This window comes from Palleronia sp., from assembly GCF_042089775.1.
Classification (GTDB): Bacteria; Pseudomonadota; Alphaproteobacteria; order Rhodobacterales; family Rhodobacteraceae; genus Palleronia.
The window spans coordinates 17,882-30,456 of the sequence record NZ_JBELKF010000023.1 but is presented as its reverse complement, the minus strand read 5'-3'; the positions used below and the strand labels follow the sequence as shown (position 1 = coordinate 30,456).

General features: G+C 66.6%; 14 protein-coding genes. All 14 read right to left on the bottom strand.

Annotated elements, in window-relative coordinates:
• Positions 1-4 precede the first annotated feature (4 nt).
• The gene (locus ACFDS3_RS08240) at positions 5-148 is read right to left on the bottom strand and encodes a hypothetical protein (RefSeq protein ID WP_375261874.1); all 144 of its coding nucleotides are present in this window, start codon (positions 146-148) and stop codon (positions 5-7) included.
• Between the two features lie 376 nt (positions 149-524).
• Positions 525-767 (bottom strand): hypothetical protein, encoded by a 243-nt coding sequence (locus tag ACFDS3_RS08235; protein ID WP_375261873.1) that lies wholly within the window; start codon positions 765-767, stop codon positions 525-527.
• A gap of 26 nt (positions 768-793) precedes the next feature.
• Positions 794-1,063, bottom strand: coding sequence for a DUF6527 family protein (locus tag ACFDS3_RS08230; RefSeq protein WP_375261872.1), 270 nt, complete (start codon positions 1,061-1,063; stop codon positions 794-796).
• Between the two features lie 44 nt (positions 1,064-1,107).
• Entirely contained in the window at positions 1,108-1,920 is an 813-nt protein-coding gene (locus ACFDS3_RS08225; RefSeq protein WP_375261871.1) for a M15 family metallopeptidase, read from the bottom strand.
• A gap of 130 nt (positions 1,921-2,050) precedes the next feature.
• Positions 2,051-2,680 carry a hypothetical protein gene (locus ACFDS3_RS08220; RefSeq protein ID WP_375261870.1) on the bottom strand — a complete coding sequence of 210 codons (630 nt, stop codon included), beginning with the start codon at positions 2,678-2,680 and terminating at the stop codon, positions 2,051-2,053.
• 101 nt (positions 2,681-2,781) lie between these two features.
• Positions 2,782-5,460, bottom strand: coding sequence for a hypothetical protein (locus ACFDS3_RS08215; protein WP_375261869.1), 2,679 nt, complete (start codon positions 5,458-5,460; stop codon positions 2,782-2,784).
• Between the two features lie 16 nt (positions 5,461-5,476).
• Positions 5,477-6,091, bottom strand: a complete 615-nt coding sequence (locus tag ACFDS3_RS08210) for a hypothetical protein (RefSeq protein ID WP_375261868.1) — start codon at positions 6,089-6,091, stop codon at positions 5,477-5,479.
• A complete protein-coding gene (locus tag ACFDS3_RS08205) occupies positions 6,091-7,098 on the bottom strand; it encodes a hypothetical protein (RefSeq protein WP_375261867.1) in 1,008 nt (335 codons plus the stop codon). Before ACFDS3_RS08205 ends, ACFDS3_RS08210 begins: the two co-directional genes overlap by 1 nt.
• Positions 7,099-7,109: 11 nt before the next feature.
• Positions 7,110-9,374, bottom strand: a complete 2,265-nt coding sequence (locus tag ACFDS3_RS08200; protein ID WP_375261866.1) for a hypothetical protein — start codon at positions 9,372-9,374, stop codon at positions 7,110-7,112.
• A gap of 15 nt (positions 9,375-9,389) precedes the next feature.
• Complete coding sequence (locus tag ACFDS3_RS08195) at positions 9,390-10,049, bottom strand: phage tail protein I (RefSeq protein WP_375261865.1); 660 nt, start codon at positions 10,047-10,049, stop codon at positions 9,390-9,392.
• Entirely contained in the window at positions 10,046-10,951 is a 906-nt protein-coding gene (locus ACFDS3_RS08190) for a hypothetical protein (RefSeq protein WP_375261864.1), read from the bottom strand. The genes ACFDS3_RS08195 and ACFDS3_RS08190 overlap by 4 nt, the downstream gene beginning before the upstream one ends.
• 10 nt (positions 10,952-10,961) lie before the next feature.
• Positions 10,962-11,927 (bottom strand): phage late control D family protein, encoded by a 966-nt coding sequence (locus tag ACFDS3_RS08185; RefSeq protein ID WP_375261863.1) that lies wholly within the window; start codon positions 11,925-11,927, stop codon positions 10,962-10,964.
• Positions 11,928-11,931: 4 nt separating this feature from the next.
• Entirely contained in the window at positions 11,932-12,141 is a 210-nt protein-coding gene (locus tag ACFDS3_RS08180) for a tail protein X (protein WP_375261862.1), read from the bottom strand.
• The gene (locus ACFDS3_RS08175) at positions 12,138-12,575 is read right to left on the bottom strand and encodes a phage tail protein (protein WP_375261861.1); all 438 of its coding nucleotides are present in this window, start codon (positions 12,573-12,575) and stop codon (positions 12,138-12,140) included. Before ACFDS3_RS08175 ends, ACFDS3_RS08180 begins: the two co-directional genes overlap by 4 nt.

Below are 12,575 nucleotides of genomic sequence, written 5' to 3'. Positions count from 1 at the left end.
ATCCTTACCAGTCCTGCCCCCGCTCATCCCCGGCCAGCCTAGATCCTTCCATCGCGTTGGCATCTGCCTTGTAGCCGTGGCGGATGGTGCCGTTGCCGCGAGAGCCGCACCGGCGGCACCGAAGGCGGGGCACGATCTCACCGGCCAAGCCCTCGATCCTCGGGACGCACGCCTCATGCCCACACTGGCAGGATATCCACGTCACCGAACCCGTCGCGTTGCTCATGGGCGCCAGTTACAACCAAGGTTGCGGCGGGGCGAGGCACTTCAAAGCGAAGGACCTTTTAGGGTTCGCGTCCCCACCAGAGGCCCCGCCCCTCGTCCCTGCGTCCTCCCTGGCAGCGATGGATTAGCACGGGGTTCAGGACAAAGCCGCCCGGGAGACGCAGGCGCGGGAGCCGAAACGCAAGAAAGGCCCCCCAGTCCGCCTGAGGCAGACCGGGGGGCCGTGGGTTAGAGACCGAACAGGATGAAGGCGGCGAAGGCCAGCGCGGCAAGCGCCGCCAGGTAGACCGGCCGCAAAGCTACTTCCGGAACGAAAGACGCATGTTCGGCGCACGACGCTCGACCCAGACCCAAATGGCGCCGCCGATTGCGACGAGAGTGCTGATGGCCTCTACGGCGCTACCGGCCGCGGCGCCGGCCGCGTCGGGATCGACATCGCCGAAGATGCCTGGTGCGATGATGGCCGCGAGCGTCACTGCCATGGCGACGGTCGAGCGGGCCTTGAGCGGGTTCAGGGCGGGCAGTTGCAGATTGGTGGCCATGGGAGTGGTCCTTTCGGTTGGGGTGGTCAGTTGAGTTCGGGGAGGTCGGGAAGCTCTACGGTCTGGCCGGCGAGGTTGTGGGTGCTGTCCGCCAGGAACCGAATCTGGCCCTCGCGGACGAAGGAATGGCAGCGGGCGAGTTCGACCCGGGGTGCATCCGGATCGGGGGCGCTGACGTGGATCGATGGGCTGAAGGTCGGCGCGTCGGCGTCGCCGTTGTAGGACCAGCGCGGCCGTCCGGTGCCCTCGACGATGACGCAGTGCATGGACTTGCAGCCCGGGCACCTGAACGCCACGGCCCCACCTTCGAGGGACCGCAGCTTGCGGCCGAGCCGCGCCATCACATGCGCGCCATCTGGAAGTGCATGGCGTCGGCGCCCCAGAGACGGACGGCAGGCAGCCAGCCGTGGCGCTCCATGATGTCGAGCGCATCTTGGTATTCCTCGCCGCAGAACAGCGCCTGCGGGCAGCGCATGCGCAGCGCGTTCGGCGCGGCGTAGATGTCGATCGCGCAGCCATAGGCGTGCATCGACCAGCTGGACCCTCCGCGCATCCGGCGCGGCACATAGGAGCCGGCGAAGCGGTCGAGGCCGAGGCGGCGGATGCGACCGATCCCGTACTCGTCGCACAGCTCGGTCAGCGCGGCCTCGAGGGCGGGGGCGCATTTCTCGTGAACGCGGATCCGCGTGACCTCGGTGTCGAGCGCCCAGTCCAGGCGCATCGGGAAGGGCGTCCGGACATAGGTCAGCTGCGCCTCGAGCGCGGCGCTGCCCGGTGCGCCGTAGTAGGTCGCGCACTCGTCCTGCGTCGGCAGCGAAGAGCTGCGAAGCGGTCGTCCCGTGGGCACGCGCTCAACCGCGGCCGAGGTTCCGTGCAGGTGGGACAGCCACGAGATGATCGCCTCGTCCGTATTGTGCCCGTAGAGGCCGTCGACGGCGCCGCACTCATGGCCCTGTGCGTTGAGGACAGCCTGTGCGGCCGCGATCTGGCGGCGTGCGGCCGGCCACCAGAGCGGCCAGCCGCCACGATTGCGGCCGACGATCTCTACGGCGGCGTTGCTCTTCGGCCCGAGGAGGCCGTCGATCGCGCCCTTGTAGTAGCCAGCCGAGGCGAGCAGCTGTTGCAGATGACGGGGATCTAGGGATCGGGACATGGGTCTGCCTCCTGTGCAACACGATGGGCCCGCCAGGGCGGGTTGAATTGGATCAGGTCGGGATGGGTCGTTCAGGCGAGGCTAGGCCTGCGGAGTTGCGACCCGATAATTGCACCGCACGGTGCGCTGGTCAGTCCCGGCGAATTTCGATGGGGATGCGGGGCGAGGTGTAGGTCACGGGGTCAGCGTCGGGCAGCATGCCCGGACAGTCCGTGTAGCTGACCTCGAACTGCAGATCCGCGCCGGGCTCGAGGCCGGTCGGCGTCCGCAGGATCGTCTCGATCGTCGCCCAGGAGGCGTCGAGATCCCGGGACGGAGAGCCGCCCAGTCGTTCCGCAAAGATCAGTGCGTCGGAGCGCGGGTTCACGAAGCCCCAGCGTGACGATCCCGGCACGATGCGGCACGACAGGCTCTCGATGTTCCGGCGGACCTTGAGGGCGAGGACACATGGCTCCCGCTCAATGCAATAGCCATCGACCGGGCCCGAGTTCGTTACGGACACCTCGAACACCTCGTCAGGCCTGCGCAGCGCCTCGATGTCGTCCCGGGCATCGGCCAGGCCGGTGACCAGCTCGTCCACCTTGCGGGCGATCCTTTCCAGCGCCTCGGGCGTATTCCAGATCGCCAGCGCCCGTTCCTTCACCGGCTCGAATGCCAGGATCAGGACCGTGCCGAGGACGCCGACCGCGGCCCAGTCGACGGTCTTCGAGACAAACCTCTCCCATACCATCCGCAGGATGGGTTTGCTGTCGTCGCTCATGCGCGCCTCTCATTTTCAGAAGTGGTGGACGCGGGGCGCCCGGGGCCGGCAGCGGTCAGGCCGCCCGCCCGTGTCGGTAGGTCAGGTCCAAAAGGCGTACCTTACCGCGCCCCACCCTCGATCTTGATGGCTGTGGCGGTCGTGTTCGTGAGCCGAAGCGTCACCGTCTTGCCCAGGCGGAACGTGCTGATGACGGACAGTTCGAGATTTGAGCCCGAGCCTGCTTCGCCGACCGTGATGGCTCCAACATCCACGGCGATAGCGCCGAGCCGCGTGGTGCATACGAGGGTTCCGTCGCGGCGCGTGACGAGCGTTGCCCTGGCTACCGCGTCGTATTCCACCAGGTTCTCGACCCGTCGCATGGTCAGGTCCAACTGGAAGGACCGGCGCGCGTAGACATCGGCACCCATGTTCGGGCCATGCAGCGTCACGTCCAGAGAAGCCCCGGCCGCTATCGGCTGCGCGGGGATGACGCTTCGGTACCCGCCGTAGGAGACGAGGCTGGACATGTGCATGACGCGTGCGCCCCTGTAGCCGACAGCAGGGCCTTGGCCGGTGGGATTGCTGCCGTCGGTGCGCAGGTAGAGGGTGGAATATCCCAGCCCGTCATTGTCGCCCATTGCATACTGATTGGCTCCAAGCGTGCCGACAGTCCCTGCCGTCAGTGCCGTATCGCCAACCGCCACGTCGTTCGGTTCGACCAGGAACGGATTTCCGCCAGAGCCGTAGAGGCCCTTGTCGCGCAGATACCATTCTCCGGCCGTGGCTGACGCCATCCACTCGTAGATACTGCCAAGCGGCCCGTCGAACTCGATCAGCGACGTGATGCCCGCGAGCTTGTCGGTGTCCACGACGACGTTCGTGGCGGCTCCGAAATCGGCGAACCACAGCGGCGATACCATGCCCTTGACGCCGCTCGGCTCACTGCTGCGCGTCTGGCCGAGAGGGTCAGTGACGTAAATCCGATCACCGCCCTGGAACCGGATCGAGCGGCGCGAAAGGAGCGGCATGTCAATGCCCCAGGCTCCGCCCTTGTGCGCGCAGTCGCTGATCTGGATATCCACCGGGAACTTTGTCACCCCGTTCACGTCGGCCATTTCGCCGAAGATGTCGAAGCCGGCATTCCGGTCAAAGGTGCAGTTCGCGATCATGATGTCGTTGGAGTTGCGGCCGAGATAGATCCCGTCAGATCGCATGTCGAGGCCGGGACCGCCGCGCTGGAACTCGATGAAGCATGTCTGAATCGTGTTCTGCCCGCCGTTCGTGTAGATCCCGGCCTTCCTGTTCCCCGAGAACGTGGTCCGCAGAGCCCACGAGTCTCGGAAGTTGAACATCCCGTAGTTGTTCTGGCGGAAGACGCTGAGGCTTACATCGAGGCCGCCAACCGGGAAGTCGTCTCCGCCGAAGATGGCCCGGTCGAAGTCCAGCATCTTGACGTGCTGAACCTCGATCTCCGTGCCGCCAAAGCAGTCGAGCCCGTCGCCCCCGCCCGCGTTTACGGCGCCGTTGCCGTCGAGATCCATGTCCCGGAGGCGCAGATTGCTTTCCCGGTGGATCAGGATAGCGGCGGCATCCGGCTTGCGGACGAGCGCCGTCCGCCCCAGCGACCCGTTCCAGTCATAGATGGACGATCCCGAGCCTTCCAAAGTCGTCCCGTAAGGCGTCTCCACGTCGCCGAGCAGGATGCGCCCCGGCGGAAGCGTGATCCACCCGCCCCCGAGGCTGTCCGCGCGGTCCAGGGCGCGGCGCAAGAAGTCCGAGGCGTCGATGTTGCCCGTGCGGTCGATGTCATACTGCGCCAGGGAGATCGTGTGCTCCGCGCTTTCCAGCGGCTCAAAACTCTCGCCTTCCCGGATGAACCGATGGCCAGTTCCCGCAACTTCGACGACATCGCTCACGGCAGCGGCTTGAACGAGCGCCGGCGTCGCCAGCCCCGCGAGCGTCTTGACCCGGTGATCCGGCTCCCCGTCCGTCATGCGCAGGTCGTTGTCGGCGCGGGAGAGGAGCGTGCCCTTGAGCGGCAGGATGCGCAGCTTGACTCCGCCTGTGCCGATCGCATCCCAGTCCGGCGCAAAATCTGCGAGGACCTCGGCGACATTGCCTTCGTATTGCACCCGCTGCCCCGCCTGAACTTCCCCGGCGGCGACCCCATAGATCAGCGCATCGAGTGCGGCCTTATCGGGAATCTCGGCAACGATCCGCGAGCCTGCCGGGGCGTTGAGGTTGGTATAGAGGGATTGCAGCGTATCTTTCGCACCCACCGCCTGCAACACGCCGGTCAGATCGTTCGCCAGCGCTTGGATCTGCGGGGCCTGCGGTGCGAGATCGTCGAGTGCCTGCCCGCGAATGGCGAGATCTTCGACGGCTTGCCCCCTCCCCCCGAGTGCAGAAAGAGCGTCTCGCACGGTAGCGAGGGCCACGACCGCATCTCGGGCCTGCGCCACGCTCAGGACACTGTCTCTGTCTGCCGCGACCGACTGCACCGCAGCAAGGTTTGCAGTCAGCGCCTGAATATCCAAGTCCCGCGCCGCCACTGTCAGAACCGCATCGCGGGCTTGCGACACGCGCACGACATCGGTGGCATTGTCCGCCAGCGACTGGATCGTAGGCAGCGAGGCGGCCAACGTGTTCAAGCCGTCCGTGATACCGGCCAAGGCAATGACCGCATCCTCGTTGTCGACCAAAGGACGGGCTTGCTCGACCATGGCCGCGAGGCGCGGCAGCAGCGTCCCGAGGGCAGCCAAGGTGGCCTCAGCTTGCAGGGAAGTAATGTCGGTCATCCTGTATCCTCCGAACTCAGGGCCAGCGGGCGTCGGCGGCGAAATCGACCGGGATCGGGTCGAGTGCGCTCAGCTCGTCCTGCACAGCGAGAATCGCTCCGGCGGCGGCAGCGTAAGCATCGGCCTTGGCGATGATCTCGGTCGCGAGCTCGGCGGGCGTCATGCCGCGCGCGGCAGCGCGGCTGGCGACGAAAGGTGCCGGCGTCACGGGGTCAGCCAGAAGCCTGGTCGCCTCTTCGATCTGCCGATGCCACGTCTCGCGCTCCTGCGCGGTGTAGGGATTGGCGATCAGATCGAGGCGCCGGGCCGCTTCCAGGCGGACGTCCGACACGCTCGGGACCGCCGCCGGGAGCTCGGCCGGGTCGAGGTATGCGTCGGCGGGGACATCCTCGCCGAGCGCCTTGATCTCGTGCTTTGAGCCGTCGGCAGTCCAGTAGACCACGCCCCTCCTGTCGGTGACGTGAGACCATGCGTCGCCGTCGAACACCCGAACAGTACCCTCGATCGGCGCCGGCAGCTCGATCGTCGTGGCGTTGCCGGGGACGAGGTGACGGGTCGAATTGCGAGGATCCGGCCGTGCTTCCGTGGTCTCGGTGTATTCCCCGGCGTCGGTGAAGTGGTGGATCATCATCAGAAGTACGCCTTTATCAGGACCATTCGGGCAATGTTGCGTGGACGGTTTTCGGCGGCGGTGGGGGTGATGCGCGCGTTGTCGAAAGAGAGGCCGGCGACCTGGTATCCCGTCCCGGCCATCGCAGGACCTTTCTCGTTGCCACCGGAGCCAACGAAGAGCTCGCCGCTAGGAGCACTTTCCTGGGCGTAGTACGTGGTGAACGAGTCAGTGAGGCGGCGCATCGCATCGCCTTGAGACGAGCCAAGCGCTCGCCCGGCGTCGACACCCCGGCCGTGATCCCAGCCGCGCAGGATTTCGCCTCGCGCGTCCGGCAGACGGAATGTCGTTGAGCCATTCCCCGGGCTGAACATGCCGACATCCGCGCCGCCGGGATCCAGCATCCCCGATGCCTGGGCGTGTGCCCAGAGCTCCGGATAGTTGGCCCGAAGAAGCTCCGCTCGGTTTTCCTCCAGGTATCCGTAGGGGATCGCTGAACCGGACCAGAATATCTCGGCGCCGATCGGGACACCGAGCCTCTGCCGCTGGTCGGCGGACACGGGCTTGTCCGCGTCGCGCGTGTTGTCGACCCTCCCGAGGCCGATATCGGCTTTTCCAAGCGTCACGTCGGTGGAGAGTGGCTTGCCGTTCAGTGTCCGCGAGGTGGGTACGCGGCCGGCCAATCCATTCGAGAGGGCTTGCGCGGAAGCATAGGAGTCCGGCAGCTTCCCGCCGAGCTTCGCCGCGTCGGGAGAAATCCCGTCGATGACAATCTGGTCGATCTGCGCTTGCGCCTGCTGGACGCCCGATTGCAGATCCTCGAGCTGAGGTGCGACCGTCGCCTGGATGTAGTCGAGCGACGCCTGGACGCCCTGCGCCTCGAGCGCCTCGAACGACGCCTCAAGCCCCTCGCGCGCAAGAAGCCTTGCATGGATGTCCGCGAAGATCGCGTTCCAGAGATCGGCCGTAAAGTCGATGCCGCTGGGATCGGCGATCTGGTAGCCGTTGTCCCGGTTGGGGGTGGGCATGGATCAGCTCCTTACTGCGCCGCGATGAAGGCGTCCTGAACGAACGGCACGGTAACGACGTTGTCGGTGGAGGCTTCCGGCCGCATCCGCGCCGATGTGGTCGAGGCGACGGCATAGGTGGATAGGAAGGTCCGCCGCTCGGGCCGCGCGGGGTCCACCGTCTCCACGGTGTTCGCCGGGCTGACGACCGTTCCGCCGACCATTATCTTCGGCGAGAAGGTGTGCCGCGCAGGGTCGAAGCTATCGACCGTGAACTGCGTGACGATTTCGGTCGTGGACAGTCCGAACCCGAAGGCGTCCGACACCCCGATCATCATCGGGCGGTTGCGGTGAACACGGCTCACGGCCTTGCTGGTCAGCTCGATCATCGGCTGCAGATCGGCGGTCCCCATCATCACCATGCGCAGCTCGACGGACGCCGGCAATCCGACCAGCGGGTTTGCCGCCGGATCGCCATCGTCCAGCTCTGTCCAGTCGGACTGCCCCGCGGGCCGGATCTCCCAGCCGAGTTCGGTACCGTCGGGCACCCAGCCCGGGTAGAGCAGGTCGATTTCTGTCATGCCGTCGGCGAGGGTGAGCGCCTGCATCGGCACGACCGTGCGGGGGCTGCGGAAGCGTGCGGCATTGATGCGGAAGCAGATGTCTTCCTCGGTCGAGCCCTGCGCGAACGCTCCATCCGATGTGATGAAGCGGCTGCCGCCAGTGTACTTGTTCGCGGCCGAGACGTGCAGGCTGTGTGCGCCGGTCGTCGTGGTGACGAAGGCATAGCGTTTGCCCGACTGCAGGTAGGTCAGCGGGAACGGAACGCGGTTCCAGCCCTGCACGATGTCGCCATGCGCCAAGGTCACGCTGGCGAGCGCTCGGTCGAACCTCGGAGCGCCGTTGCGCGTCGTCTCCACGATCGCGATGTGAACGTCGCCACCCGCGCCGACCCGCGCGAAGGACAGGTCGAGCGAGGTCATCTGCATCGGCTGCGCAACCAGGAACGTCTGCGCGTAGATCGACCCGTTCAGGCCCACGTCCTCGCTGACGTACTCCCAATAGGGTGCGTCATAGACCTCGTAGCGGATCTGGCGGACCCCGTAGGACTGGTGGCCGGGGCCGTAATCCTTCGCCTGGTAGACCACCTCAAATGTCTCGCCGCCGACGTTCAACATTTGCCCGGCTCGCGCATCTCCGCCGAGTCCTGCCCAGCCGGCCCTGTTCTCGCAGGCCTTCATGGTCGGCCCATAAGTCATGCGCACGCGGCTGGCCGTCAATTTCTTGAGTGTGGTTGTGGTATGGACCAGCTGCGAGATGTTGAGCGAGCCGTCGAGCGCGGTGTTCGCGATCCGGGTTACTTCGTCAAAGGTCGGCACCATCCGTCGATCGGAAAGGATGCGGATTTTCGGATCGTCCGTGGCCTGCACCTCCAGGCGCGCTTGAGCGGAGGCCGCATAGCCGAAGCGCACCCCCTCCTCGATCCGGGCCAGCCAGTCGACATGTCCGGTGTCCCACTGGTCGGGGACAAGAGCGTTGTCGAACACGTAGGCGCGCGCCTCGGTCGGGAGATCTTGCTTGAGCCGGGTCGCGCCGATGTCGCGCTGCATCTGCCGGATGATCTCCGGCCGCGGGATCTCTGTGAGCGCGCCCTTGATGTTGGTGATCTGCGTCTCGATCGTCTCGGTGCGCCGGAAGAGGCCGTCCAGATCAACCTCGATGGAGGCCACCCGGCCCTCGACCTCGGCCAGCGTCTTCACACGGCTGTCGTTGCCCGGCTCGATCGTGTCGACGCCCTGGCTGGTCAGCAGGATGAACGCAATGCAGGCGTCGGTTTCCGCGATCACCGGCTTGACCGGGACCGGGTTCGCCTCGCCGGGCTGGACGATCAGGTTTACGCGCCGGCGGATCGTCTTCGCGGTGGACTGCTCGACGGGGATCGAGGTGTCCACGTCCTGCGATGTCTCAAAGGTGCGTTGCGCCGACTCGATCACTTCCTCGCCGCGCAGCAGGATCGCGACCCAGCGCTGGTCGGAGGCGGCGACCGGAATATGCAGCTGCAGGTTCATGTCGGCCGGGGCCGCGTGCTCGTAGACGATCTCGCCTGCGATGTATCTCCCGGCAGAGACGGTCACTTCCTGCGCCGACTTTTGCGCCACCGTGAAGGCCGCCCAGTGCGCAGCGTACCCGATCGCGTCGAGCCAGACCTTGTCGATGGCGTCCTGCGCGGCAGTACCGATGGCGTTCAGGTCGCCGTGCTCCACGAACTCGGCGTCGGCGAAGTTGGTCCGCTTCATTGGCGTCTCCTGGTTTTATAGGCGGGTGCGATCGGTCCAGCCGTCGATGCGTGGCGGCTGGTCGAAGGTGGTCGTGTCGGCGAGCGTTACGCGCCGGCGCCACGCGAAGGTGACGCTGTACTGGGTGGCCGGTACCTTGGCGGCGCGCATGGCTGCCTTGGCGCGGCGCAGCGGCTCCGGGTCGGCACCGTTGAGGGCGCCTCGGCCGAGAGCGGTCTGGCCGATCCGGTGCGCCGAGGGGCGGGACGTCAGCAGCACCTTGACGAGGTAACGCCCGGTGAAGGGCTGCTGATTGATCGGGGTCTGCCCCAGAATTGCACGGCCGATGATGAACCGGGCCGGATGCACACGGCTGTCGATGATCTCGGCATCGACATAGGCCAGCAGCCGTTTCAGCCCGAGCCGCGTTCCGACCAGCTCGCAGAGCCGTTCGCCCGGATAGGCAGCGGAGACGGCGGCGCTATGGGCCGTGATCTCGCGCTTCCGTGCCTCGGGCCAGTCCTCGAACCAGAGCGGCACGCCATGATGCGCGGCCAGCCACGGCAGCCAGTCCAGCGACGTCCGGTACGGATCCAAGATTTGGCCGTACTCGACCGGCAGCTCGTCTGACGTCGCGCGGGCCAGAGCCCGCTCCATGGGAGTGGCGTTCTGCGGCAGGATGCTCGCCACGCTCATGCGAGTTCCACGACCAGGTTGCGCAGGATCGGCGCGGTATATGGCTCGGCCACGAGCGCGATCGGGGCAAGGTCATCAACGCCGAGGATCGAGCGGCCATCGCCATAGGCCGCACCCACGAGGAACGATCGGGCGACCTGCACGCCGATGACCTGTCGAACCAGAGCCGCGGCGCGTACCCGATCCTCGGCCGCTTTCCGAGCCACCTCTCGGGCAGGACCCTCGGCCGCGGCGGCCCTCACCCGGAGATGCACGTCATACTCTACGCGCACGGCACGCCGGAGAAAGCCTCCCAAGGCCTCGGGATAGGCACCGGGGCCGAACACGGCAGATCGGATCGCGCTGAACTGCGCGTCCGTCAGGTCCGCATAGTTCGGACCCAGCACGACCAGATCCGCATCCCCGATGCGACCGTGGACGGCGTGGCCGTTCACCTTGGCATCTGTCAGCGCCGGAGTGGCGGTGTATGCCCGGTAGAGCATTCCCGTCGCCGATCCCGCCGCGAACCGCTGGAACGACAGGAGGTAGCGGCGCAGAAGCTGTGCATCGGTCTCATAGACCGCCGGTTCGGTGTCGGTAGCCGGGATCAGCACAAGCCGGGTGATCCCCTGCGCCCACACGACGTTGTCGAGGTCGGCACCCGACGCGGTCGGTGCGAGCAGCGCTTTCACGCCGTCGTTGACGCGAGCGCGGTCCAGTAGCCGCAGGTAGGACCAAGCCTGCCCGACGACCATCACCGGATCAGTCTCCAGAGACCCCACGTCATAGGCCGGTAGGCTCGGGTCCTCGACGCGCAGCGCGTCCCAGTAAGTCTGGAACCGCTCCTGAAACCCCGCGAACAGGGTCTCGAAAGACAGCGCTTCAATCGCTGACGGCGCCGCCAACGTAGAAAGGTTGATCATGCTGCTGTCCTCAGACCTGGGCGTGTCCGTCGAGACGGGCGCGATAGCCCGCCTTGCTCACGGTGTGCGTTGCCGTCTCGACGATGAACGGCTTTCCGTCGATCTCCCGCAGGACGCCGGAGAAGCGAACGGGGGCACCGGCGCGAAAGGCGGTATCGCCCACCACCTCGACGCTGAACGTCGACTGCCGGCGCCTCATGTCCTTGGCCTTCGCGGTGGCGGCCTTCTTCGCCTCGGCCTCGTCTGCGAACTGTTCGCCGATGCGCCAGACCGCAATGCCATCGCCGTCGCTCGGGACGGTCACGTCCTTGCGCTCGCCGGCTGCGCGATCGGTGTAGGTTGCGGCCACCTCGGCATACTGGCTCCGGTCGCTGAATTCGAAGCGGCATGTTCCCGGCACGATGACCGCTGGCGTGATTGTTGCGGCGGTCAGCTCCGCACCCGAGGGGGAGCGCCCTGCCCCGCGCGCGGCGAAGATCAGCCGACCGTCCTTGATCGAGAAGAGCGCGTCGTGCCGCCGCGCCAGCCGCTCGAGGAATGCGACCGGGCTTTCGCCGACCTGGCCGATCCAATCATAGACATGTGCCCCGATCTCAGGATCGACGGAGGCCGGCATGCCGAGAGCGCCCGCGAGGTCGGTCACGATGTCGGTGAGCGAAGCATCGTCCCAGTGCCGATCGCGCGGCTCCTTCTCCTTGCCCTTGAACCCGGCCGCCTTGCCGGTCACCTCGATCATGTGCGGAAAGCACGGCGCGGAAACCGTCTCGGCGGTGTAGCTCCCGAAATAGTCGCCGCTGATCCACGCCTCGATCCGGGCCCCCTTCGGCGGCAGCGGAATCGCCTGGTCCGGGTTGGCGATGACGAGGTTGATCGTGTCGGACGACACGCCTTCCTTGTCCACGATCTCGCAGCTCTGCAGGGCGGACCGGAAGTCGACCTCGCGTCCGTCCACCACGATCCTGACATTCGGCGTCATGCACTCAGTCCCACAGGGTTACGGTCTGGCGCACATCCTGCGCGGGCTTCACATCCGGCAGGCGCACGAGCGTTCCCATCGGCAGGCGCGGGCCCAGAGCGGCCAGACCGGGATTGGCGGTCAGCACGGCCTCCACGTAGGCGCTCTCGTCGCCGTAGTGATCGCGGCAGATGGCGTCGACCATCGCGCCCTGATTGGCTGCCACCGTCTTCATGCGAACAGCGTCTGCACGAAGGTGGCGGCGGCGCCGGCGTAATCCGGCTGGCCCGGATAAGACCGGATGCGCAGGGTGTAGGCGTTGCGACGGGGCATCCCGTCCGCGTCTATGAATGCGTGATCCTCCGTCACGCTTTCGAACACGTGCGGCCCGAACACGTTGTTCGGCGCGAGTCCGAGCGCCACCAGCGGCAGGATGACGCCCGTGCCGGCCGCCCGGCTCAACCCGTCCAAAGCGGCCTGCCCGCCGAACTCGGAGAACAGGACGCCCCGGATCGTCTCGGATCGTCCCTTGCCGCCAAACCATTGCAGCCGATCCTCGCCGCCCGCGACCTCGATCTCGGCCCAGGGCGTATCGAGCTTGCGGCCACGATCGGCAAGCGAGAAGCCGAGTGCCTGGAACTGGTAGGGGCCAAGCGCCATCAGGGTCAT

Coding starts and splice junctions, on each gene's coding strand:
- ACFDS3_RS08235 (WP_375261873.1), bottom strand. CDS start 767: ATGGCCACCAATCTGCAACTGCCCGCCCTGAACCCGCTCAAGGCCCGC.
- ACFDS3_RS08225 (WP_375261871.1), bottom strand. CDS start 1,920: ATGTCCCGATCCCTAGATCCCCGTCATCTGCAACAGCTGCTCGCCTCG.
- ACFDS3_RS08220 (WP_375261870.1), bottom strand. CDS start 2,680: ATGAGCGACGACAGCAAACCCATCCTGCGGATGGTATGGGAGAGGTTT.
- ACFDS3_RS08215 (WP_375261869.1), bottom strand. CDS start 5,460: ATGACCGACATTACTTCCCTGCAAGCTGAGGCCACCTTGGCTGCCCTC.
- ACFDS3_RS08210 (WP_375261868.1), bottom strand. CDS start 6,091: ATGATGATCCACCACTTCACCGACGCCGGGGAATACACCGAGACCACG.
- ACFDS3_RS08205 (WP_375261867.1), bottom strand. CDS start 7,098: ATGCCCACCCCCAACCGGGACAACGGCTACCAGATCGCCGATCCCAGC.
- ACFDS3_RS08200 (WP_375261866.1), bottom strand. CDS start 9,374: ATGAAGCGGACCAACTTCGCCGACGCCGAGTTCGTGGAGCACGGCGAC.
- ACFDS3_RS08195 (WP_375261865.1), bottom strand. CDS start 10,049: ATGAGCGTGGCGAGCATCCTGCCGCAGAACGCCACTCCCATGGAGCGG.
- ACFDS3_RS08190 (WP_375261864.1), bottom strand. CDS start 10,951: ATGATCAACCTTTCTACGTTGGCGGCGCCGTCAGCGATTGAAGCGCTG.
- ACFDS3_RS08185 (WP_375261863.1), bottom strand. CDS start 11,927: ATGACGCCGAATGTCAGGATCGTGGTGGACGGACGCGAGGTCGACTTC.
- ACFDS3_RS08180 (WP_375261862.1), bottom strand. CDS start 12,141: ATGAAGACGGTGGCAGCCAATCAGGGCGCGATGGTCGACGCCATCTGC.
- ACFDS3_RS08175 (WP_375261861.1), bottom strand. CDS start 12,575: ATGACCCTGATGGCGCTTGGCCCCTACCAGTTCCAGGCACTCGGCTTC.